21 protein-coding genes and 2 riboswitches are annotated in these 24269 nt (G+C 45.3%); of the genes, 10 read left to right on the top strand and 11 right to left on the bottom strand.

Features of this window, described 5'->3' with window-relative positions; all coding sequences use genetic code 11:
* Positions 1-35 precede the first annotated feature (35 nt).
* The 3 genes from IQ457_RS08555 to gcvT form a co-directional block, all read right to left on the bottom strand.
* Positions 36-794, bottom strand: coding sequence for a nitroreductase family protein (locus IQ457_RS08555; protein ID WP_200662826.1), 759 nt, complete (start codon positions 792-794; stop codon positions 36-38).
* Positions 795-1053: 259 nt separating this feature from the next.
* Positions 1054-1434, bottom strand: a complete 381-nt coding sequence (gene gcvH, locus IQ457_RS08550; protein WP_068404068.1) for a glycine cleavage system protein GcvH — start codon at positions 1432-1434, stop codon at positions 1054-1056.
* Between the two features lie 72 nt (positions 1435-1506).
* Entirely contained in the window at positions 1507-2691 is a 1185-nt protein-coding gene (gene gcvT / locus IQ457_RS08545) for a glycine cleavage system aminomethyltransferase GcvT (protein ID WP_200662825.1), read from the bottom strand.
* 163 nt (positions 2692-2854) lie between these two features.
* A riboswitch (glycine riboswitch) is annotated at positions 2855-3013 on the bottom strand.
* Between the two features lie 52 nt (positions 3014-3065).
* Positions 3066-3202: riboswitch (glycine riboswitch) on the bottom strand.
* A gap of 236 nt (positions 3203-3438) precedes the next feature.
* Between gcvT and IQ457_RS08540 the strand changes: the two genes are divergently transcribed.
* The 4 genes from IQ457_RS08540 to IQ457_RS08525 all read left to right on the top strand — a co-directional run bounded on the left by IQ457_RS08540 (position 3439) and on the right by IQ457_RS08525 (position 7055).
* On the top strand, positions 3439-3759 hold the full coding sequence (locus IQ457_RS08540) for a YcgL domain-containing protein (RefSeq protein ID WP_102076631.1): 321 nt from the start codon (positions 3439-3441) through the stop codon (positions 3757-3759).
* A gap of 251 nt (positions 3760-4010) precedes the next feature.
* Positions 4011-4628 (top strand): hypothetical protein, encoded by a 618-nt coding sequence (locus tag IQ457_RS08535; RefSeq protein WP_200662824.1) that lies wholly within the window; start codon positions 4011-4013, stop codon positions 4626-4628.
* Between the two features lie 258 nt (positions 4629-4886).
* The gene (locus tag IQ457_RS08530; RefSeq protein WP_200662823.1) at positions 4887-5750 is read left to right on the top strand and encodes an AAA family ATPase; all 864 of its coding nucleotides are present in this window, start codon (positions 4887-4889) and stop codon (positions 5748-5750) included.
* 81 nt (positions 5751-5831) lie between these two features.
* The gene (locus IQ457_RS08525; protein ID WP_200662822.1) at positions 5832-7055 is read left to right on the top strand and encodes a vWA domain-containing protein; all 1224 of its coding nucleotides are present in this window, start codon (positions 5832-5834) and stop codon (positions 7053-7055) included.
* A gap of 144 nt (positions 7056-7199) precedes the next feature.
* Here IQ457_RS08525 and IQ457_RS08520 read toward each other — a convergent pair whose 3' ends face one another.
* Together IQ457_RS08520 and IQ457_RS08515 are read right to left on the bottom strand one after the other, a co-directional pair.
* The gene (locus IQ457_RS08520) at positions 7200-8042 is read right to left on the bottom strand and encodes a phosphodiester glycosidase family protein (protein ID WP_200662821.1); all 843 of its coding nucleotides are present in this window, start codon (positions 8040-8042) and stop codon (positions 7200-7202) included.
* Positions 8043-8098: 56 nt separating this feature from the next.
* Positions 8099-9901 carry an FMN-binding glutamate synthase family protein gene (locus tag IQ457_RS08515; protein WP_200662820.1) on the bottom strand — a complete coding sequence of 601 codons (1803 nt, stop codon included), beginning with the start codon at positions 9899-9901 and terminating at the stop codon, positions 8099-8101.
* 387 nt (positions 9902-10288) lie between these two features.
* Here IQ457_RS08515 and IQ457_RS08510 point away from each other — a divergent pair, with 387 nt between their 5' ends.
* Positions 10289-10441, top strand: coding sequence for a hypothetical protein (locus IQ457_RS08510; protein WP_190295508.1), 153 nt, complete (start codon positions 10289-10291; stop codon positions 10439-10441).
* Positions 10442-10484: 43 nt separating this feature from the next.
* Here IQ457_RS08510 and IQ457_RS08505 read toward each other — a convergent pair whose 3' ends face one another.
* Positions 10485-10943 carry a DIP1984 family protein gene (locus tag IQ457_RS08505; protein ID WP_102076625.1) on the bottom strand — a complete coding sequence of 153 codons (459 nt, stop codon included), beginning with the start codon at positions 10941-10943 and terminating at the stop codon, positions 10485-10487.
* 180 nt (positions 10944-11123) lie between these two features.
* Complete coding sequence (locus tag IQ457_RS08500; protein WP_200662819.1) at positions 11124-11951, bottom strand: IclR family transcriptional regulator; 828 nt, start codon at positions 11949-11951, stop codon at positions 11124-11126.
* A 175-nt stretch (positions 11952-12126) separates the two neighbouring features.
* Here IQ457_RS08500 and IQ457_RS08495 point away from each other — a divergent pair, with 175 nt between their 5' ends.
* The gene (locus IQ457_RS08495) at positions 12127-13311 is read left to right on the top strand and encodes an acyl-CoA dehydrogenase (RefSeq protein WP_200662818.1); all 1185 of its coding nucleotides are present in this window, start codon (positions 12127-12129) and stop codon (positions 13309-13311) included.
* 171 nt (positions 13312-13482) lie between these two features.
* Positions 13483-14682, top strand: coding sequence for a CaiB/BaiF CoA transferase family protein (locus IQ457_RS08490; protein WP_200662817.1), 1200 nt, complete (start codon positions 13483-13485; stop codon positions 14680-14682).
* Here the strand turns inward: IQ457_RS08490 and IQ457_RS08485 are convergent.
* The gene (locus IQ457_RS08485; RefSeq protein WP_200662816.1) at positions 14679-15443 is read right to left on the bottom strand and encodes an IclR family transcriptional regulator; all 765 of its coding nucleotides are present in this window, start codon (positions 15441-15443) and stop codon (positions 14679-14681) included. The two genes, IQ457_RS08490 and IQ457_RS08485, sit on opposite strands and share 4 nt — an antisense overlap.
* 278 nt (positions 15444-15721) lie before the next feature.
* Here IQ457_RS08485 and IQ457_RS08480 point away from each other — a divergent pair, with 278 nt between their 5' ends.
* The 3 genes from IQ457_RS08480 (at position 15722) to IQ457_RS08470 (ending at position 20318) form a co-directional block, all read left to right on the top strand.
* Entirely contained in the window at positions 15722-17194 is a 1473-nt protein-coding gene (locus IQ457_RS08480; protein WP_200662815.1) for an NAD-dependent succinate-semialdehyde dehydrogenase, read from the top strand.
* A gap of 174 nt (positions 17195-17368) precedes the next feature.
* Complete coding sequence (gene gabT, locus IQ457_RS08475; protein ID WP_200662814.1) at positions 17369-18667, top strand: 4-aminobutyrate--2-oxoglutarate transaminase; 1299 nt, start codon at positions 17369-17371, stop codon at positions 18665-18667.
* Positions 18668-18878: 211 nt separating this feature from the next.
* A complete protein-coding gene (locus IQ457_RS08470; protein WP_102077156.1) occupies positions 18879-20318 on the top strand; it encodes an APC family permease in 1440 nt (479 codons plus the stop codon).
* A 120-nt stretch (positions 20319-20438) separates the two neighbouring features.
* Here IQ457_RS08470 and IQ457_RS08465 read toward each other — a convergent pair whose 3' ends face one another.
* The 3 genes from IQ457_RS08465 to IQ457_RS08455 all read right to left on the bottom strand — a co-directional run bounded on the left by IQ457_RS08465 (position 20439) and on the right by IQ457_RS08455 (position 24211).
* Positions 20439-21857 (bottom strand): glycosyltransferase, encoded by a 1419-nt coding sequence (locus IQ457_RS08465; RefSeq protein WP_242465394.1) that lies wholly within the window; start codon positions 21855-21857, stop codon positions 20439-20441.
* 170 nt (positions 21858-22027) lie between these two features.
* On the bottom strand, positions 22028-22900 hold the full coding sequence (locus IQ457_RS08460) for a TIGR03915 family putative DNA repair protein (protein ID WP_200662813.1): 873 nt from the start codon (positions 22898-22900) through the stop codon (positions 22028-22030).
* A gap of 42 nt (positions 22901-22942) precedes the next feature.
* Positions 22943-24211: a putative DNA modification/repair radical SAM protein gene (locus IQ457_RS08455; protein ID WP_200662812.1), complete on the bottom strand. Its 1269-nt coding sequence runs from the start codon at positions 24209-24211 to the stop codon at positions 22943-22945.
* Positions 24212-24269 lie beyond the last annotated feature (58 nt).

Raw genomic sequence — 24269 nt, 5'->3', positions numbered from 1 at the left:
CTAAAATAACGAATAAATAATAACGGTTTACGGTTTTAGACGTAATGGACAAATTGAGTTTGGTCAAAGCGGAACTGGGTGTTGTAGACGCCATTATCAGCGCGCTCGCCAGCACCAATCATCATAATGATATGGTGATCGTCGCTTAAATTTAATAAGCGTTTCATCGCAGGCTCATCAAAGCCGCCCATCGGACAGCTATCAAAACCGTGCGCGCGTAAAGCAAGCATGAGGTTTTCGGCTGCAAGAGCAGTATTGTTGGTGGCCCAGTTTTTGGTGTCTTCAAAGGTATAATAAGGCGATTTAATCGGACCTTTTATGCGTCTGATGACTTGCGTTGCGCCCCATTTGGCCGCTGATATAACGTTGACTGGTCCGCGTAAGAAATCCATGGTCACAACTTTGTTGTAGTAATCTTTGACCTTTTTTGGCACTGGCGTATCCGGATATTCGCGTAAAATTTGCTTGGCGTGATCGTGCCAAATGTCGGTACGCGCAACGACCGCAATCAAGCGCGCTGAGGTTTTCGCCGCGTTTTGATTCATGCAGTTTTTTACTGAGCGTTTGCGTTTATCCGCATCATCAATTACATAAAATTCCCAAGGCTGCAGGTTGCTTGAGTTCGGCGCGAGCATGGCCAAACGTAAGCAATCTGCTAAAACGTCATCTGGTATCTTGGTATCGGTAAAACGACGCACAGATCGGCGTGATTCAACCACATCGCGAAACGCTTGTAGCTGCGGGGTATGATCAGGCGTCGCAATAATGGTTTGCTTATTAGTATCAGGGGTCATATGAAAATCCATGCTGGGATTGAGTGCGTGGCTAGGTTTGTGTGTCGAGATACTTGAGGTGCGTGGTTAATATTCTTTGCTCAATGAGTACGGCCCAAAAATGAGCGGGCGAGTGCAAATGCTAAATTGAGCGCTAAGGCTAAGTATGTTAAGAAAAGGCGCACAGATACCAGCTGACGCCAATATCTGTCATAACAAGTTGTGTTTTTAATATTAAAAATAGCGATAGCTTAATTAATTAGCGCCTATTAGCTTACTATTACAGCTCGTTTTCGTACTCATCAGCACTTAGCAAAGCTTCGTAGTCAGCGATATTGTCAGGCTTCATTTTAAAGAACCAACCTTCGCCGTATGGGTCAGAGTTGATGATTTCTGGATCATCTTCTAATGCTTCGTTGATGGCAACCACTTCGCCTGAAATAGGCGCGTAAACGTCAGAGGCCGCCTTTACAGACTCAACCACAGAGATTTCGTCATCAACCGCGATGATATCGCCAACGTCTGGTAATTCAACAAACACCACGTCACCGAGCAAGTCTTGAGCATGGTCAGTGATACCAACTGTAATCGTACCGTCGTCTTCTAGGCGCAGCCACTCGTGGCTAGCGATGTATTTTAGTTCTGCTGGGATGTTGCTCATGGTCTCTCTCCTAAATGATAGAGAATGGTTAATAAAAACAAGGGACGCTCATAATAAAAGGTGACAAGGATATCAGTCAAATTGCTGCTTGCCATTACGCACAAAGGGCAGCTTGACAACGCGGACGTCGACGAATTTACCCTTGCCGCGCAAATCGACCTGCACGCTATCGTCATCTGATAAGCTGGCAGGGACACGGGCAATAGCAATCGAATTTTTTAGGCTAGGGGAGAAAGTGCCACTGGTAATAAGACCCGTTTGTTCATTATCTGTGCCTTGATTGATGGTCACGGTCATGCCTTCACGCAACACACCACGCGTCGTCAATAGCAAACCGACTTGCTTCATGGCACTGTTGTCATCTTTCGCTTGTTGACGCTTATTTACTAAGGCTTCACGGCCGATAAAGTCGCGCTCGTCTTTTAGCGCCAGTGTCCAGCCCATGTTGCACTCGTAAGGGCTGGTTTCTTCATTCATATCATGACCATACAAGTTCATGCCCGCTTCCATACGCAAGGTATCACGCGCGCCAAGACCAGCAGGTTTGACGCCATTGGCTTTTAATTGCTCAAAAAATGCTGGTGCATCATCGCCATGCATGATCACTTCAACGCCGTCTTCGCCTGTATAGCCAGTGCGCGCCACAAACCAATCTTTGCCTTCGGTATCGGTTAAATCAGCACCAACGAAAGGCTTAAGGGCAGCCAATGTATCTGCCCAACTTGGTTTGACTTCTGCCAGTTTTGCAACGGCATTCGGGCCTTGGACCGCGAGCATAGCCAAGTCATCACGTTCCGTTAAAGCAACCTCAAAACCTTCGGCAACTTTTTCAAATTGTGCCATGTCTTTATCGCGGGTAGCCGCATTTGACACGATACGATATTCGGTGGCGTCTTCATTCATCAGATAAACGATTAAATCGTCAATGATACCGCCTTGCTCATTGAGCATTGGAGAATAAAGTGCTTTACCGACGGTTTTTAATTTATCGACATCATTGGCAAGGAGCTTTTGCAACCATGCTTTGGCATCCGAGCCTTTAACATCAACAACCACCATATGCGAGACATCAAACATACCGGCATCGGTACGCACAGCTTCATGTTCTTCGATTTGTGAACCATAATGGATTGGCAATTCCCAACCAGAGAAATCCACCAGTTTGCCGTCACTATCAAGGTGCGACTGGTAAAGGGGCGTGCGTTTAGGGGCGGAAGCGCTGGTATTGTGAGAACTGGTATTGTGAGTGTCGGTCATAACAAATCCTTATGTGTACATCAGTCGTACTCGGTAGAGTAATGAGCGATGTGCAGTATCATAGTAGTGAGTAGCAATCTTGCAGGGCGCAAGCAGTGCAACCAAGGGCCGTACAAAAAAATAGAACAATCAGCCAAACAGACGCCAAACGTCGGTTTAAGCAAAAGCCCTATCTGTCCTGTAACCTGAGATTTTCAACACGAACCATCATTGTGATTTTTTAAAGCAAAAGCCTTAAAAAGTCCAAGCAAATGATGTCGCATTTTCTCCCCTTCGGTGGGTAAGGCGTCGTCCGTCCTTACCGCTCTCCAGATTTGTTATGCCTTATGTTTTGGAATGCTATGCAGTTGTGATAGCAGTAAAACAGTCATGACATATGTTTTTCAGTCCTTTTACCTGAGCGATTGGCAGGGTGTATGCGCCTTCGGTGGTCATCAAGCAGTGATTAGCGCAGCTCGTAAATATAAGCGCACTTAATATAATGCCCAAGACTCTCTCCTGAAAAACGTTTTTATTATGAAAGGTTCAGGCTGTTTTTACAAGCCGTCTGCCGCATTAAAGTCGATAATGTTGTTAAAAACAAATTTTTAGCAGCAGCGCTGACAAATTTATGAATAAATAGCATGTGTAAAAGGTCATTAAATTAGCGGACTTTACAGTGATTTACCATAGCAAAACGTAAAGCGACTACTGATTGCAGCCGCAAATATGCTAATCTATGGCGATAGTTTCTGATAGGTTGTTTTTATGCATTGCGATATTTATAAATTTCCCAAACACGACGATATGTATGTTTACATTGCTCGCCCTGATTATCCTGATGATACCGATGAGATTAAAGACTGGCTTGGTGTACTGCCAAAAGAGTTTCGGGCAAGCTTAGGGCGTAGTCAGTTTGTCATGCATTTAGACTTGGCGAGCACGCCAAAATTGGCGCGCGTTGACAAAGAAGAAGTGCTGACAAAACTAAAGTCGCAAGGGTATTTTGTGCAGTTGCCGCCGCAAGATGTCATGCGCCGTCAAGCTGAGCTACGCGCTCGTGAAGCGCAGGATAATATCTACGATTGATAGAGGTTCTGAAATTAAGAGACTTTTTTTAAAATTAAGAAACTTGGCTTAAATGCATCAAAAAAGCGACGAAACATTTGCGCTTATGCATTTTGCTAGCAAGTCGTGATAAACTAATCGCTATCAAATACGCATCATTAAGTGCAGTTGATGATTATGTGTTTTGTCGAATTTTTAGTCTGACAAAACTTACCCTATACCGCTTGACGCCTTACGCGCCGCAGGTAATAAACGCAGGTAAAGAAACACGCATGGATTGGTTAAAAAGCATTATAGACAGCTTACCGATAGGCGCTATCAGTGATATCCTCGGTGAGATTACGATTTGGTGGGGGCAACTGGTCAAAGATGTGCCGCCCGCAGACTTACCTATGTATGCGTATCTTGGCGGCGTGATTATCGTTTTGATACTCTGGTTGTTGGTTGCTCGTATTTTGCCGCGCCCGCTTGGTGGTATGAGCTGGATGATGTTGTTCGCCGTCTTGCTCGCACCTGGTACGGCGCTTGGTGATCCTAGTGTGATTGCGCCGGCGAGTATCAGTGTCGTTTATGCGATTATGATGAAAGATACGGCTGGCGCGATAGCCAATATGCTGCCGATTTTAGTGGTGTTGGTCGTGGGCTTGTTTGTGGGTTTTGTCTGGCAACTGATTCGCGGCGCGTTTGAGTCCAGCTTGGATAAAGCTCGCAGCCGTACGGCGGATGATGCGCAAGCGACTGCCCAATTGACTACTGGTAATTATTTAGCAGACGATGCGGGTTTATCAGAGTCGTTTGATCATTCAGCATTGTCGTCTAAATCTGAATTGGCTAAGAATGAATTAAGTAAGCCTAAAGCTGAGGTTAGCTTAAAAAAAGACCGCAAATAATAGATATGAGTAATAAAGCTTTTTGCTGTAGATATTTATTAGACAAAAGACACCCTGCGTGTCTTTTTTTATACTCATTTATCGGCTGTACAGCCAGTCAATGATAACTACGAACGCATGAGTACTTTGGCAATTAATGGCACTGTGCTAATCTAAATAATTAGGTATCTGCTAACGACTTTCTCTAAGCTTTCTACTATATTTAACGGATAACAATAACTGATTTTAATAACTTTTTCTAATAACTGAGAATGTATTATGAGCACGACTGATAAAACGAAAAAAAGCTTTACCGGTACGCAAAACTACATTGCTACCGATGATTTGCAGCTGGCCGTTAATGCGGCAATGACGTTACAAAAGCCGCTACTTATTAAGGGCGAGCCGGGTACGGGTAAAACGTTACTGGCTGAAGAAGTGGCGGAGAGTTTAGGGATGCCGCTGATTACTTGGCACATTAAATCGACCACTAAAGCTGAGCAAGGGCTGTATGAGTACGATGCCGTATCGCGCTTGCGTGATTCGCAATTAGGCGACGACAAGGTGTATGAGATTGGCAACTATATCAAGCCTGGTAAACTGTGGGAAGCCTTTACGAGCAGTGAGCGCAGTGTGTTATTGATTGATGAGATTGATAAAGCCGATATCGAGTTTCCAAACGACTTACTGCATGAGCTCGATAAAATGTCTTTCTACGTTTATGAAACGGGCGAGACCATCACTGCTGAGCAGCGTCCGGTGGTTATCATCACCTCAAATAATGAAAAAGAGCTGCCAGATGCGTTTTTGCGCCGCTGTTTCTTCCATTATATCGATTTCCCAGAAGAAGATACCATGCGCCGAATCATTGAGGTGCATTTCCCGAATATCCAAGAAAAACTCGTCAATGATGCGCTCGATATTTTTTATAAACTGCGTAACATCCAAGGACTTAAAAAGCCACCATCAACCTCAGAATTGGTCGATTGGTTAACGTTATTGCTCGCTGATGATATGGCACAAAAGGAGCTGGAAGAAAACTTACGCGGGGAAAAGTCTATTCCGCCGCTATATGGCGCGCTGCTGAAAAACGAAGCCGATGTGAGTTTATTGCAGCGTTTTGCCAATATGATGCGTCGTTAAGCGATAGCTCGTTTGTCATAATTGACGCTAATGAAGCAGTCCAACTCGTAACTCTATCAGCCAATAAGTGATGCGACTTTTATGTTTATCAAATTGTTCTATACCCTGCGTACCTACGGCGTGCCGGTCAGTACGCGTGAGCTGCTTGACCTAAACGCGGCCTTAGATCAAGGGCTGACGATGCAGCCGCATCCTGAAAACCCAGAGCTATCTACTTTTGCCAGTCGCGAGGATATGTATCGACTGATTCGGCTTTGTATGGTCAAAGACGAGCGTCACTTTGATAAATTTGACCGTGCTATGGCAGATTATTTTGAGGGCGTCGATAGTCTTGATATGGATGAGCTGCTTGCAAAGTTGACGGATATTCCGAAAGAATGGCTAGATTTAAAGCTTGATCCAAAAAATCTGACCGAAGAGCAGCGGCGCTTGCTAAAAAAATACGGCTCATTAGAGGAGTTGATGAAAGCGCTAGAAGAGCGTCTTAAAGAGCAAAAAGAGCGTCATCAAGGTGGCAGTAAATGGGTCGGCACTGGCGGTACGTCACCATTTGGTGCTTATGGCGACCATCCAGAAGGCGTGCGCGTCGGCGGTGAGTCACGTAAACGCAGCGCTGCCAAAGTGTGGGAGCAGCGTAAATATCGCAATCTCGATGATGACAATCAGCTTGGCACGCGCCAAATCCAAATGGCACTGCGTAACTTGCGCCAATTTGCACGTACCGGCAGCGCCGATGAGCTAGATATTCACGAAACCATTAAGCGTACGGCAAAAAAAGGTGTGCTCGATATTCATATGCAAGCTGAGCGCCGCAACCGTGTCAAAGTGCTGATGCTATTTGATGTTGGGGGCAGTATGGATGTTCACGTCGAAGCATTGGAAAAGTTGTTTTCTGCGGCCAAAAACGAGTTTAAAACCTTAGAGTTTTTTTACTTTCATAACTGCTTATATGATTATGTTTGGAAAGACAATAATCGTCGCCACAGCGCTCCGATGCCGACTTATGAGCTGCTCAATACCTATGGTCGCGAATATCGGGTGATATTTGTCGGCGATGCGTCGATGTCGCCGTATGAGCTGATGACGGTTGGCGGTAGTGTCGAATATATGAATAATGAGGCGGGCATTGTTTGGCTAAAACGGGTACTGGCGCATTTTGATAAAGTCGCTTGGCTCAATCCTGAAAATCCTGCGTATTGGAATTACACTCAAACCATCGTTGAGATTAAAAAGCTCTTCGACAATAAAATGTATCCGATGACCTTGCATGGTGTGGAAGAGATGACCAATTATCTAGCGCGCTAAGGGACAGGTGTAAGAATCATTTACTTTATTTATTTTGTAAATACGCATAAAAATAGCCGTTATAAAATATAGCGGCTATTTTTTCATTTCTAATTTCTAATTTCTAATTTCTGTTTTGACTCTTGCTTTGCTAATTCTTTGTTTCTAATTTTTCGTTTCTATCAGCCCAATCATCACGCCCATCTCTTTTTTATCGTGCTTATCAATGCTTGGTGCGTAGAGTGCCGAAGCGATACCGCCATCTAAAAATAAGGCATTTGGGCAGCTTAATTCATCTTTAAACAGCGCGGCAAATTGATAAAAACTCACCGGCGCCTCGCTATTGACAAATTGTATGCTGCCATCACTGCAAACACCGGCGCCATTACGTAGCTTAAGCGAGGTGCTGTCAGACTTAAACTGCGGGTGAATCTCATTATTGATGACTAACATAGGACCCGATTGCGTCGCATACCAAGGTTGTGCTTTACCACTTTTGAGCTGATCATCTAGCACTTTGCTTTCGGTAATCTGTACTTTGCCAGATTTATCCCACCACATGACGCCGTTGGGCAACAGATGAAAGTTGCCGCCGCCTTCTTTAATATTTAATGCGCGCAGCTCCCTACCTTCGATAACCGTATAGCCAATCGGCGCATAATTTTCATTATACATGCCAGCATTCATGGCAAAGTTAAGGGTTTGGTTAGAAGGTAGCGATGCTAATAAAGCATCAAAAGTCAGTAGCGGCTGGTTGTTATCAGCATTGCTATCGCTCTGTTGCCAAAATAGCTGTAATGAATAACGCGTGTCGGTCAGCGCCTTTGCATCAATACGGCAAACGCTATAGGCAAAGGGCGTGTTTTGCGCCTGACATGACCAATTTTTGCCATCACTACTTATCGCGTCATGGTTATTATCTTCTGCTGGCTGGCAAGCGCTGATGCTTAATGCAACCAGCGCTGCCGCCAACAATGAGTAAGGGAACCTAAATATAGAACTTGGCATCGATGACTTATCTTTTTATAGGATAACGTTAGATGGTCTAAAAAACGCCATAATCCTTAATCGTCTAATGGCGGAATTTCGCGGAAAGTATTATTGACGTTACCAATTAACAGACCACCATCGATGAGATCTACCGAATCATCGGGGTGCTGGGTGGTTGGGGCATTGGTTTCTTTACCTTTATCACGCGAGTCTTTGTTATAAGCAATCAGCGCATCGTTATTGGCAAGGAAGCTATCAGGATTTGCCATCACCCACATTTGGTTAAAGACGTCGGCGCGAGCATTTTCCTCAAGCAGGGCGCCTTGGTCGGCAAAGTAAAAAAACTTTGATAACAGCTTAATCTGGCCATCGTCTAAACGGCGGGCGATATGATACGGCTGTAATTGGCTTGGATGCTGAAGACCAACCGCACCAACGATACTGGCAAGTGATTTTAGCGTATTTTTATGAAAACTTGCCACGCGCTCAGCTTTACTTGGTACATCAAGAGCTTTTTGGCGATACGGGTCTTGGGTAGCAACGCCAGTCGGGCAAGTGTTGGTATGACATGAGCGCGATTGGATACAACCAACGGCAAACATAAAGCCGCGCGCCGAGTTACACCAGTCAGCACCCAACGCAATCATACGCGCAATATCAAAGCCTGAGACGATTTTACCACTAACGCCAAGCTTAATCTTATCGCGAATACCTGCACCAACCAAAGTATTATGCACGAGCATAAAGCCTTCAACCATCGGCATACCGACGTTGTCCATAAATTCAACGGGCGCTGCACCTGTACCGCCTTCAGCGCCGTCAATGATGATAAAGTCAGGATAATTGTCCATCTCTATCATAGCTTTTACAATCGCCATAAACTGCCACGGCTGACCGACACACAGCTTAAAGCCGACCGGTTTACCGCCTGATAAATCACGTAGCTGCTGCCAAAAAGTTACCAACTCACGCGGCGTGCTAAAAGCACTGTGCGAAGAGGGCGACACGCAGTCTTTACCCATCGGCACGTGGCGCGTATCCGCAATCTCTTGCGTGATTTTTTCTGCTGGCAGTACGCCACCTTGACCTGGTTTTGCACCTTGCGAGAGTTTAATCTCAATCATTTTTACTTGCGGATCGGTTGCCTGTTCGGCAAAGGACTGCGGGTCAAAATTGCCAAGCTCATCACGGCAGCCAAAATAACCGGTACCCAGCTCCCAAATTAAATCGCCACCAAACTTACGATGATAAGGGCTGATGGCGCCTTCGCCGGTGTCATGGGTAAAGCCGCCCAATTTAGCGCCTTGGTTTAATGCCATAATGGCATTGGCCGATAAACTCCCAAAGCTCATCGCTGAGATATTAAATACCGACATATCATACGGCTGTTGACAGCGCTCACCGCCCACGATAATACGAAAGTCTTTATTTTCTAACGGTTGGCTGACCGCTGATTGCAAAAACCATTCTTTACCGTGCGCGTATAAATTATCAAGCGTACCAAAAGCATTGGTATCACTGACGTTTTTGGCTCGTTGATACACTAGCGCGCGCTGCTGGCGTGAAAACGGCACTTGTTCTTTGTCATTTTCTAATAAATACTGACGAATCTCAGGGCGAAAATCTTCAAGCACATAGCGAATATGCCCAGCGACTGGATAGTTTCTTAAGATGGCATGCTTTGCCTGTATGACATCATAAATCCCCAAACCCACACCCAATCCGCCAAGAATAATCAGCCACCAATTCATCAATAACAGCCCTGCTATAAACAGCAGGCTCGCGGCGGCAAAAGTACTGTAGCGCAACATGACGCCAACTAAATAAGGAGAATCCTGTTTGGGTTTTGGGTTTAGATTGGTACGAGATTGGGGCATAACGATACTCAACAGTGTTACGTAAATAATAAAAACGCGATGATAAAAAACAAAGTATCCATAACAAAATAACCATGTCATAAACATGGTTATTAAGAATAGATTAATTGCTTAAATTTATCGCGTATATCATACACATATGATATCACTGCGACGGTTTAATTGGGTAACAGAGTGCTAATTTTGCGCTCAAAATAACAGTTTTTAGACGTAATCGGCTCTGATTGATTATTTCAAATGATTTTCTGCTGATGATTTGGCGTCGAAGATAAGGAAAAGGCACTCAATGGCAATAACGAAAAGCATTAAAAATAAGATTGAAACCGACTGTCAGTGTCTGGTAGTAAGGTCTAAATAGTGCCTTGTGAGTTGTGACGGGTGCAGGGCATGAATGGTAAAAAAAGCGTTTGCCCGCAACGCGTAGCAGCCACTACAGTATGTTTTCAACCCCCTGCTGTGGCGGTTTGGGGTCTGACACTCGCCCAGTCGGTTCCAAAGGGGCAGTCTATCCGTTTATTATCGAATAGTATTGTTAAATAAATAAAACGGACAGAAAATTCTCATATCAATGGTTTAAAAATACTTATTCAACAAGGTCAATTTGCCAGTTATTGGCTTGAATGACGATATTAATCTTGCGTAGTTTCATCGCGATGTCGTCGGCTTGCTTTTGTAAACCGGCAACCGAAACCATGATATGCCATTTAATCTCGCGAGGGCTATAACGGTCAACCTCGGTATCAGTGGCTTCAATGGCCTCAATCAATAACTTATGGCGCATCTCTAAGGTATCACGTTCGATCAATAGTGTCAGCATCGATTGACCTTCATTGGTCTGAGCGACAGCGTTAGTTCGGTGAATACGTTCAATCAAAGCCGATAATTCAGTAATGACTTGACTGGCTTCAATCATCAGCGCGTTTGGGTCTTCGTTTGGCGCGTCGCCTTCTTGGACTTTAACATTGCTACGAATACGCCCTTTAATTTGGGCGAGCTTTTTTTGCATATCGCTACGGATGAGGAGGGCTTCGGCGAGTTTCATGGTTGACTCCAATACTTTTATTATTATTGATATTTGCTTTAAAGTTTAGCGCTTCTCATTCTTTAACACAAACCACTTGCCGAAAATTATATAGCACTTCCACCAAATAATTTTGTGCTCTCATCGCATTACCAATACCTTTATACAGCGCTGAAAAATAAATAAATCCACTCAGCTTTTCTAAAACCCACTGCCAATCCTTTCAGCCAACACCTGCAATTTTGGCACAATCATCGCTGCATATTCTTCCGCTTGCCAATTAGCACTTGGCACACTGGCATTGAGCGAATATGCATACTGCCCAGTTGCGATGTCAAAGACGCCAACGGCAACTGCCAATATATCGGTAGAAAACTCACCATCTGATACCGTATAGCTGTATTTTACATAATGCTCCGTCGCCTCGCTTAACGCAGATTGCGCGCGGTCATACTCTTCTTTGGATAAATGCTCTTGTAGATTATTACGAATCACCGACTGTCTCGCTGGCGAGCTTACTGCATAAAAAGCACGACCAATGGCAGTGCGGGCGACAGGTACGGCTGAGCCAACTTGCAGATTAACTGACAGGCGAGCAGGGCTTCGGCAGCAAGCATGATAGCGCATTTCTCCTTCGACTTCGGTGGCCAAATTCACCGATACTTCATTGCTACTTGCAAATTGCCGCAGCAATGGTTCAGCAGTTGCCACCATGTCATGTCGACTCCACGCGGTAGCACTTAATCGCACCGCGCTACTGCCCAGCTGATATTGTCCGTGCTCGGTCATACGTAAAAATCCAAGCGTCATCAAGGTATGAATAAGCCGAGTGATGGTGGCTTTTGGCAAGGCGGTCATCTGGCACAATTGCTGATGACTAAGCTGCTTATGCTGCTCAAAGGCTGCCAATAAAGTCAGTCCACGGCCCAGTGCGGTGACAAACTGCCTATCGTTATCGTCCTTACTTTGCACAAGAATAGTGGTCATTCGATCGAGTAGTGGCAGAGCTGCCGATACATTTTTTGTCATTTTATGCTCATTTTTTTTGATAAAGGTTTACAGCGTCATAAAACTTTGCTTAAATAGATTCATATTATGAAACTTAGTTTCGCACAGCAGCACATGTAAGTCAATAACCTGTGCAGTCAATTTATTTATTAATCACGATGCGTCGGTCAGGAAGACTGACATCAAGGAGATCCACATGGCAACATCTAAGCGTCCAAGTTTCGATTGGGAAGATCCGTTTTTATTACGCAACCAACTGACTGATGAAGAGCGTATGGTCACAGACAGCGCCCGTCAGTTTTTTCAGAAAGCGCTGATGCCTGGCATTTTAGAGGCCAATCGTAACGAGGACTTTGATCGTAATATCATGCGTCAAATGGGTGAGATGGGCCTGCTTGGCGTGACGATTGACGGTTATGGCTGTGCCGGTTTATCAAGTGTTGCCTACGGTCTGATTGCCAAAGAGGTCGAAGCAGTGGATTCAGGTTATCGTTCGGCGATGAGCGTGCAGTCGAGCTTAGTTATGCATCCTATTTGGGCATATGGCACCGAAGAGCAAAGAGAAAAGTATCTACCGAAACTTGCCACTGGCGAGTATGTCGGCTGTTTTGGTCTGACGGAACCAGATTCAGGCTCAGATCCGGCCTCGATGTCGACCCGTGCGCGTGCGGTTGATGGCGGTTATGAGCTGACGGGTAATAAGATGTGGATTACCAACAGTCCTATCGCTGATGTATTTGTCGTTTGGGCAAAAGACGACGCCGATGAGATTCGCGGCTTTATTTTAGATAAAGGTATGAAAGGCTTATCGGCGCCGAAGATTGAAGGTAAATTTTCACTACGTGCTTCAGTTACCGGTGAAATCGTTATGGACAAGGTGTTTGTCCCTGAGGCCCATGCTTTCCCAGATATCCGTGGTCTAAAAGGACCGTTTGGCTGCTTAAATAAGGCCCGTTATGGTATCGCATGGGGCGCGATGGGTGCGGCAGAATTTTGCTGGAAAGCGGCGCGTCAGTATACGCTAGACCGTAAGCAGTTTGGTCGTCCGCTTGCTGCAACCCAGCTTGTACAGTTAAAACTTGCCAATATGCAAACAGAAATCGCTTTAGGTTTGCAAGCGGCACTGCGTGTCGGTCGCCTGATGGATGAAGACAATGCCGCGCCTGAGATGATTTCACTCATTAAGCGTAATAACTGCGGCAAAGCCTTAGACATCGCTCGCGTGGCACGTGACATGCACGGCGGCAACGGCATCTCTGATGAGTTCCACATAATCCGCCACGTCATGAACTTAGAAGCGGTCAACACCTACGAAGGTACCCATGATATTCATGCGCTTATTTTAGGCCGTGCACAAACGGGTATTCAAGCGTTTTATTAAGCGTTATTGGCTAATTACGTGCGCTACTGTTTGGCTTCCTATAAGCAGATTTTAAACAGTAGCGTACGTTTTTCAGTTGTTCTTCATCATTTAATTGCTTAGCCATTAAATCATGAAGAACAATTTTATCATCAAAAAATCAAAAAATACGCGACACAATAAGGGATTATTATGACGGATATGGCAAAAGGTGCATTACACGGTATCAAGGTGCTTGATTTATCGAGAGTATTGGCCGGTCCTTCTTGTACCCAAGTACTTGCAGATTTGGGCGCTGAAGTCATCAAAGTTGAGCGTCCTCATATCGGTGATGAAACGCGGCACTGGGCGCCGCCAAAATTCAGCGATGACACTTCTGCTTATTACGCCACCATTAACCGCAATAAAAAATCCCTCACTGTCGATATCACCACACCTGCCGGACAAACCATTATCAAACAGCTTGTCGCCGATAGCGATATCGTCGTTGAAAACTTTAAAGTTGGTGGTTTAAAAAAATACGGCTTAGATTATGACAGTTTAAAACAAGACAATCCGCGCCTTATTTACGCCTCATTGACGGGATTTGGTCAGACAGGGCCTGATGCCAAGCGTCCCGGTTATGACTATATTATTCAAGGCTTGTCAGGGCTGATGAGCATCACCGGTCCAAGCGATGGCGAACCGCATAAGGTTGGTGTGGCAGTCGTCGATTTATTCGCCGGATTGCAGCTGACCATTGGTATCCAAGCGGCATTATTAGCGCGTCAAAATACCGGACTTGGGCAACATGTCGATGTGGCATTGCTTGATAGTGCGCTTGCGATGCTCGCCAACGTTGGTATGAATTATTTGGCATCAGATAGAGTCCCGCCAAGACTCGGCAATCAGCATCCCAATATCGTGCCTTATCAAGTATTCGAGGCAAAAGGCGCGTCGCACTTTATCTTAGCCTGCGGTAACGACAGTCAGTTTGCCAAGCTTTGTAACGTATTGGGCGTTGATTGGCATACGGACGAACGCTTTATGACCAATCCACAACGCGTTGCCAATCGTGAACTGCTTTGTAATAAGTTAACCGAACAATTCGCTAAGCAGCCGCGTGCTTATTGGTTAGAGGTGTTAGATAAAGCAGGAATCCCGAGCGGGGCGATTCATAATATCTCTGAAGCACTGGCGATGCCGCAGACTCAAGCGCGTGAGATGGTGGTTGATTTTGCTGCGCAAGGCAGCCCTGTTCGCGCACTAGGCAGCCCGATTAAGTTATCCGCATCACCGGTCACTTATCGGTCGCCGCCACCGCAATTGAGCGAACATACCGATAATACGCTTGCTGATTTGGGCTATGACAGCGAGATGATCGCCAAGCTTAAAGCCGATGGAATTGTTTAATGCTCGTCCTTAAAACCCAAACGCTGCTCAATTTGCTCTGCCAATTCAATCAGTACCGCACTGACCTCAGCTCGCTTGGATTCATATTCTGCTTGTAAAAAGCTGACTGCCATACCTGCAATAGCATTGCCAGAAGCGTTACGAATATAAGTACCTAAGCAATACATACCTTCGCGCAGTTGCCCATCATCAAGTGAGATACGACTGTTTTTAATAGCCGTCAGCTCGGTGGATAAATCTGCAAAATTATCGACACCATATTGGGTAATAGGCGTGGGGAAGCCGCTGGCATAGATGGATTTTATGCTGTCCATAGAAAAGGTGGAAAGCATGGCTTTACCAGTGGCAGAGAATACTGCCGGTACGCGCACACCAGCGCGAAAGGTAAAGCCAAGCGGCGCAGGCGCTTCATGACAAGCCAAAAACACCACTTCACCAAAATCGAGCTTGGACAACGTCACCGTATGTTGAAGTAGGGTTGGATACTGGACAATAAGGTCTTTAAATAGCTGGATGACGCCTTGCTGCTGCTCATATTTTCCCGCCCAATACATCAAATACGAGCCCAAATGAAAGCGACTGTCGCTGTCTTTATAAATGACATGTTTGGCTAATAAACTTTGCAAAATATTATGGGTTGAGCTACGCGGCAGGTTAAGCGCTTTGGCAATATGCGCCGCCGTTAAAGGTTGGGCGCTGTCAGTTATTAAATCTAAAATCTGAAAAGTTTTGTCCAAAGCAGGAACGGCAGTGGTGCTCATAAGAAACCTATAAAAGACGATAAAATTAAGGAAGTAGCAAAATAAAATGATAAATCAGCACAAAATTGATAATAGGGGTTGCAAATAAGGGATTATCATTCTTATAATGATGTCTCATATATAGAATACATGTTCAGTATATTGAACAAATAACAAGTTATCAATAATTATTTAAGTCATAACCTTTTATTTTTAGTCGTTTTTATTTTTAGTTATTCATTTATCACTATAAATCTGCAAACCTTATTTGCAAAATAACACTGACAAGGAGTGTCAACATGTCACAACAGTCAAATACCCTACAACTATCAAATCCAGACCTACTCAAACAGCAGTGCTTTATCAAAGACGGCTGGCATGATGCCAGTGATGCCGCGACTATCGACGTGAGCAATCCTTTTAACGGTGACGTCATCGGTAACGTACCAAGTCTGACGACCGATGATATCAATAACGCGGTTGCGGCTTCTCATGAGGCGCAAATCACGTGGGCGGCCAAAACTGCTAAAGAGCGAGCGGAACTACTGCAAAAGTGGGCTGACCTTATCGATGCCAATAAAGAAGATTTGGCCATCATTATGACCGCCGAGCAAGGCAAGCCTTTAACCGAATCACGCGGGGAAGTGGGTTATGCCAATAGCTTTATCCGCTGGTTTGCCGAAGAAGGTAAGCGCGTTTATGGCGATGTTATCCCTGCCAATCAAACCCAATTGCGCCATGTCATCTTAAAACAGCCGGTCGGTGTCTGCGCGGCAATCACGCCTTGGAACTTCCCAGCTGCGATGATTACCCGTAAAGCAGCACCTGCACTCGCAGCAGGCTGTACCATGATTATCAAACCTGCAACCGAAACGCCATTTTCTGCATTGGCATTAGCGGTATTGGCTGAGCAAGCCGGTATTCCAGCAGGCGTTATTCAAGTCGTCACGGGCAAATCGTCAACCATCGGCGATATCCTAACCGGCGATCCACGCATTCATAAGCTGTCATTTACTGGCTCTACCGAAGTCGGTCGTACCTTGATGGCACAGTGTGCCCCAACCATCAAAAAACTGTCATTAGAGCTTGGCGGCAATGCGCCATTTATCGTCTTTGATGATGCCGATCTTGAAAAAGCCGCTGAAGGCTTAATCGCTTCTAAATATCGTAACGCGGGTCAAACCTGTGTTTGCGCTAATCGTGTCTACGTACAAGACAGCATTAAAGATAAATTCCTCGATGTCTTTGTAAAAAAAGTCGCTGAGCTTAATGTTGGTAACGGTATGGACGAAGGCGTTGATATTGGTCCTTTAATTAATAAAAAAGCGTTGGAAAAAGTGCAAGCGCTGCTCAAAGATGCTTTGGATAAAGGCGCAACACTTATCACGGGCGGTAGCACCAACGGCGCATCAGAGCTGTCTTATAACCCAACCGTGATTACCGATATCAGCAGTGACATGGATATCGCCCATGAAGAAATATTTGGTCCTATCGCTACTATCTTTACCTTTAAAGATGAAGCCGACGTCATTCGCCAAGCCAACGACACTATTTATGGTTTGGCCGCTTACTTCTATAGTGGCAGTTATGCACGCTCATGGCGCGTCACCGAAGGTTTAGAGTACGGCATCATCGGTCATAATACCGGTCTTATTTCTACCGAAGTCGCACCATTTGGCGGCGTCAAGCAATCAGGCTTTGGCCGTGAAGGCTCAAAATACGGCATTGAAGAATATGTCGTGACCAAATATTGGTGCTCTGATGTTAGTTAATAGTTAGAGCTAATGGTTAGCTGTTTTATATTTTAACCATTTGTTTTTTATAGATTTTCACCTAGCATTTAACGGGATTCAGTAGCATGAATCCCAAATTTAGCCACGGCTTATTTTATAAACCGCCATACCATCATTGGCATCTACGTAAAGAAAAAAGAAAAGGATATTCTTATGACTACCAATCAATCATTACTTGCGCGCCGTAAAGCGGTTTTGCCAACAGGCCTTGGCATTGCCTTTCCTATTTTTGCCGAAAAAGCAAAAAACTCAGAAGTGTGGGATATCGAAGGCAATCGTTATATTGACTTTGTCGGCGGTATCTCAGTACTGAATACTGGTCACAGCCATCCAAAAATCACCCAGCGTGTGCACGAGCAGCTAGACAAATTTACCCATACTGCCGCGCAAATGGTTAACTATGAATGCTACGTCGAGCTTGCCGAAAAGCTTTGCGAAAAAGTGCCTATCAGCGGTCCGAAAAAAGCCCTGTTCTTGACTACGGGCGCAGAAGCGGTTGAAAACTGTATCAAAATTGCCCGTGCAAAAACCGGTCGTCCGGGTGTCATCTCTTTCGTTGGTGGTTGGCATGGTCGTACGCTAATGTGCATGAGCCTAACGGGTAAAGTATTGCCATATAAAAAGAACTTTGGTCCGATGCCAGGCCCTGTGTTCCATGCGTTATTCCCAGCAGAAGAGCTAAACGTGACCGAAGCGCAAGCATTGCATAGCCTTGAGATGATTTTCCAAGCGGATATCGACCCAAGTGAAGTGGCGGCGATGATTATTGAGCCCGTACAGGGCGAGGGCGGTTTCCATCAAGTGACACCATCGTTTGCCAAAGCCTTGCGCGAGATTTGCGATGAGCATGGCATCGTACTGATTTTTGATGAAGTCCAGTGTGGTTTTGCTCGTACCGGTACTTTGTTTGCGTCTGAGCAACTGGGCGTTGAGCCGGATCTGATGACCAGTGCTAAAAGCTTAGCGGGTGGCTATCCTATTTCTGCCGTTATCGGTCGCGCTGATATCATGGACGCCCCGCAAGTCGGCGGTTTGGGCGGTACGTATTCTGGTAACCCATTGGCTTGTGTGGCTGCGCTTGCTGTCATGGAAGTGATTGAAGAAGAAAATCTGCTTGAGCGCAGTATCGAGATTGGTGACAAAATCGAAGCATTTTTAAAAGATTTGAACCTAAGCAGCATCGGTCATATTCGCCATAAAGGCGCGATGTTAGCGTTTGAGCTAATCGACAACGATGGCAAGCCTGATGCGGCGGCGACTGCCAACCTAAAAGCCAAAGCTTTCGAGCAAGGATTGCTGCTTGCGTCTTGTGGCATGTTTGGCAACGCCATTCGTGTGATGGTGCCGCTCACAGTGGAGGACGAAGTGCTACAAGAAGGCCTTGATATTATCAAAGGTATTTTGACCGCTCAAGGCGTTAATTCAAAAAATGAAAGCTTAAGCTTAGGATAATGACAGTGCTGCTTTGAGTGGTGGTTTTACAACGGCGCCTTGCAAATCAAGACGCCGTTGCTGTCTCTGCTAAGCATTTTTTGAATACTAAACCTATCGCTCGATAGGCAGGAAAAGATAAAAAAGGGCAGCGCCCTATTACATAAAAATAGTGGGTATCAGTGCCGTTAAAAAGGGCTGACACGGATGACACACGGACAAGGAGTAGGTTATGTCTGAGCTAAAAAAATCGCTGGGCATGTTTGACATTATTGCTTTAGCATTCGGTGCTATGGTTGGTTGGGGCTGGGTCGTTTTAGCAGGGGACTGGATTTTAGCGGCGGGCACATGGGGCGCGATGTTAGCATTCATGATTGGTGGTCTGGCCGTTATCATGATTGGTGTTAACTATGCAGAGCTAGCGTCATCAATGCCGGTCACCGGCGGTGAGCATACCTATACCCACCGAGCGCTCGGGGTCACGGTTTCCTTTATTTGCTCTTGGAGTATTTTATTTGGTTACTTCTCGGTCGTTGCTTTTGAAGCAGTAGCGCTGCCGACGGTAGTTGAATATTTTATTCCCAATTATAACCAAGGCTATCTGTGGACGATAGCGGGCTGGGACGTTTATGCCACGTGGGTTGGCGTCGGTATGCTAGGCTCAATCATCGTCACTTGGCTTAATATTCGCGGCATGGAAGTCAGCGCTTGGTTCCAAAAAACAGCCGTACTCGGTATTTTATTTGTCGGTACGTTATTGTTTATTGGTGCGGTAATTTACAATCCTGCGAATTCAACCGCTGTACAAGCGCCTGCCTTTATCGGTGGTATCGGCGGTATGATGACGGTGATTGTCATGGTGCCGTTTATGTTTGTTGGTTTTGACGTGATTCCGCAAGCGGCCGAAGAGATTGATCTGACCCGTCCTAATATTGGTAAGTTTTTGATTGTCTCTATTATTATTGCGGTGATGTGGTATGTCGGCGTAGCATGGAGTGTCGGTCGCACTTTGCCGCTCATTCAAGCACAAGGCTCAACCTTAGCGACCGCTGATGCGATGACCAATGCGTGGCATGGCAAATGGGCGGGTATTTTACTAGTCATTGGCGGTGTATTAGGCATTTTATCGAGTTGGAACGCGTTTTTAATCGGTGGCAGTCGCTTACTTTATGCCATGTCAAAAGCCCATATGTTGCCCGCATTTTTGGGTAAGCTACATCCGAAGTATAAGACGCCAAAAAACGCCATTTTATTGATTGGTGGTCTAGCCACGCTTGCGCCATTATTTGGTCGCAAAATGTTAGTTTGGATTGTCGATGCTGGTGGTTTTGGTATCGTGATTGCTTATACCTGTGTCGCCATCTCTTTCTTAGTCTTACGCTACCGTGAGCCAGATATGGTGCGCCCGTTTAGAGTGCCAGCGGGCAAATTGGTCGGTATGTTTACCATTGTACTGGGTATTGGCTTGCTCATCTTATATATGCCGGGCATGCCGTCAGCGCTGAGCGCTATCGAGTGGTGGATTTTCTTTGGTTGGACAGCGCTTGGTATCGGTCTTTATAGCTATGCTGTTATGAAATATCCCGGTATCAGTGAATCCATCATGGCAGAGGAGTTACGCGAATTAAAAATCGTTAATCAGCTATGGTTAAAGGATAATCCACCCAAATAAAAATAAGATTTGCTCAAAATAAAGAAAGCCTAGCGTAAGCGTTAGGCTTTCTTTACATATTCACAGCATCAATCTTATCAATCAATAATCTTGCACCAAACCGTTAGCGAGATTGGCATTTTATAACGGTTTATTATCTAACGCATCATTCTTTAAAGCGTGCTTATCTAAAGAGTCAGTATCCAGTTTTTTATCCTTTAAAGTGATACTGTCTTTATGTTGCACAACTTCTTTATCAGATTTCATAACCGCGTTATCTTGCGCTATTATTTTATCCTTTTTGAGAGTAATGGGTAGCGCAGGCTCTTGATTGACTAAACGATCAGAAGGTTTATCAAAAGGTTTTATCGTTGGTTTCAGACTTTTCTTAATTTTTTTAATCGCCGCTGCATCCGCCTGCGCTTGTTCTTCTGCAAGCGATTGGTCATATAACCCTTGATAGACGAGTAGGGTTTGTTCAATCATCTCACGCATGGTGAATTTATTGGTCATCTCAGGACGGGTGACACTCTCTAGCTGGTTGCGCACTGCCTTGCAGAGCGCTTTGGCGTTGTATTTTTTGACCAATCCTTGCGGATAAAGTGGCTGTAGTATCTCGCTAAAGGCCGCTTGATCCCAGCCAATGACTGGCGTACCTAAGTGAATTGCTTGCAGGGCATTGATGCCAATCGATTCTGGCTCGTTGGCCAACGCCATGACGATATTGGCCGCCGACAGCCATTCGCGCATGTCATTACGTTTGCTGCCGACGTAAGTTATGCGCTCAGACAGTCCAAGCGTATTGCTGCGCTGGCGGAAATCTTCATGCGCCACATCACCTTCGCGGTAATCATCGTCCATAATAATGACGTGAATATTGGGAAATTGTTCTTGCAGATTACCCAAGATATCAATCAGCCATTCTTGCCCATATTCATTGCCGATGATAGTCGGAAAAACCAGCCATTTTTTGTGTTCAAGTTCAGGATATTCAGCGAACGTATGCCGCAGCCAATACACAGAAGGGTTGTGTCGATACGGATAACGGCGCGTATCGACACCGCGGTAGATGCGCTTAATAACTTTAGGCTCTAGCTCCTCACGGCGTAGGCCTTTTTTTAGATAATTGGTGACGCTATCAGAGACCGTGATGATGGTATCGACATCGAGCAGGGCTTGTGAGTACTTATTAATCGGATAAAAACCGTACATGGTCGAGACCAGTTTGGGACGACGCTTGAGGCGGGCGCGGCGCAAGGCCAAATGCAATATCCATGCAGGGGTGCGCGAATGCACATGAATGACATCAGGGTCGTATTTTTCAATCAGGCGGCGCAGCGGGGCGACTTGTAGCAGTGACAGCCAAGATTTCTTATTCATATAAAGCTGATGGTAGATATTACCATCGCGCTTTAGGCGTTTGACCAAGTCATTTTCTTCATCGGCGCTGGCAATGATAATGGAAGTATGACCATTTTTAACCAAAGCGCGACCCAGATGAAAAATGCCGCGCTCGGATTCATCATGCTTTAAGGACGACAGTAAGCGCATAACTTTCATAATAGCGTCGGTCACCAAATAGGATATCAAGCTGCTATTGTCAGTTAAAAGCGCCGAAAACTCAACCACCAAGATAAAAAGATAAGGTCAGATTTGCCATACTTTTTTTAGCTGAGAGTAAGAGTTTTTTAGCTGAGAATAAGCAGTTGGCAATAGGTATGGTTACCAAACTAGCGACGTTTTTGTAAATGCTCAGCATTTGGTAGCACTTGCTTTTCACTGAGATATTTCCAATAGCGCTGCGGCAGATATTGCTGATGCAGACGCGTATTTTTACGCTCTTTGATATTGACATTAGTAAAGTACCCTTGCCAAAATTTTTGATAGCGCTGCTCGTCCTTACTATGAATGCTGGCAGGATTACGCAGTACCGCATCATCTAGGTTAGTGATGGTTTGCAGGGCAGCAGGGCGCGACGGCGTGCTTTTACTTTTGTCATAATAAATACCATAGCCGCGCACCACATCATAAATCGCCCAATGCTGATCTTGATAACGCTGACGAAAATGCTCACCAATCAAAGGCAGTACATTAAAGTCAGGCTCAACGCGGGCAAAGTAGATATTGTCAGTGGTGTGCTCAAAACGCACAAAGGCTTCCATGCGGTGTTTTTCTCGGCCGACCGATTTGACGGTTTGTACCAATTCCAAAACATTTAGGTTGCCCAAATCTTCCATAATATGGCGGCTAGGGTAGTCAATGGCGTATTTGATTACTTGAAATAAAGTGGTGCCGATATGAGCTTTTTCTGATAAAAATCCCCAGAGGATATTGCGCATACCTGAGCGACCTAAGAGTTTATGCAGCTTGGTTAGTACACGTTCGGCGTTGTCTGTATCCATTGCTACGCTTGTTGCCTGCGCAATCAACGATGGTATATAGCAGTCGTGAGCAATTAACTGTAAAGATGCATCGTCCTGTAACTTATTGGCATAGACATAAAATACGGCGCTGAGCCAACCTTCAAAACTGGGCTCATAAAGCACAATACTAGGCGTTAAGTGACCGACAATGTAATCGTGACTTTGTGTCAGCTGTGACATTTATGTTCCTATTTAAAATAGTGACAATTAAAACCATGCTGATTAAAACAGCGCCAATTGACCATTGCGCTGATCTTTATATTTGGTTTGCGTTTGCGCCAGCACATATTGGCGGAAATTACCGCGGGTTAAATGCGCCAAATGCTCGTTTTTACCCGTTGTTGCGATAAAGTACTTAGCTCGATTGACCGCCGCGCCCATTTTTTTTAAATGATAAAGCGTCAACTGATTAAACTTACGCGCTTTGACTATCTTCTTAGCGGTCTTAGTACCGATACCGGGAATGCGCACAATCATCTCGTAAGTGGCGGTTTGTATATTAACGGGAAAGTGCTCACGATGGCGGATTGCCCAAGCCAGCTTTGGATCACAGTCCAAATCTAAGAACGGCGAGTCAGGCTCAACGATTTCGTGCGCACCAAAACCATAAAAACGCATCAGCCAATCGGCTTGATACAGACGGTTTTCACGTATCATTGGCACAGGCGTCCCAATCGCTGGCAGACGACTATCGGACAACATCGGCACGTAACCTGAGTAATAAACACGTTTTAAATCATATTGCTGATAAAAATGGCTCGATAGCTGTATGACTTGCAAATCGGTCTCATTGCTGGCGCCAACAATCATCTGACTGGTCTGACCCGCTGGCACAAATTTAGGCGTTTTTTTATGGGTTTTACGGCTCTCTTTGATGGTGATAATTTCAGTTTTAACCGTTTCCATTGGCGCTTTTAATTCATCATGCGACTTCTCTGGAGCGAGCAAAGCCAGTCCTGATTTGGTTGGAATCTCAATATTGACGCTCAGACGATCGGCATACAATCCCGCTTCTAGTAGCAATTCTTTTGACGCGCCCGGAATAGTCTTAAGGTGAATATAGCCATTAAAGCGTTCACGTGTCCGCAATATCTTGGCCACCTCGACCAAGCGCTCCATCGTATAATCGCCGCTTTTAAAGATACCTGAGCTGAGAAAAAGCCCTTCAATATAATTACGACGATAAAATTGCATGGTCAAATCAACAACTTCCTCGACACTAAAAGCGGCGCGCGGGGTGTCATTGCTTTTACGCGAGGTACAATATGCGCAATCGTATATACAGTGATTGGTTAGCAAGATTTTAAGCAGGCTCACGCAGCGACCATCTTCGGTGTAGCTGTGGCAAATACCGGTTGCTGAGGCATCACCAAGGCCACCGCCTTGGTTTTTGCGCGTACCAGCGGAGGATGAGCACGAGACATCATACTTAGCAGCGTCTGCTAAGATATTGAGCTTACCTTGCAGGCGTTCATAATTGATGGTTGCCATAATAGGAGATTACCAATTCATTTATAGGTATGTATTTTAGCAAAATTAGGCTTAAGTC

The sequence above is a fragment of the Psychrobacter sp. M9-54-1 genome (assembly GCF_016613355.1).
Taxonomy (GTDB): Bacteria; Pseudomonadota; Gammaproteobacteria; order Pseudomonadales; family Moraxellaceae; genus Psychrobacter; species Psychrobacter faecalis.
This window is presented reverse-complemented; position numbering and strand designations above follow the sequence as displayed.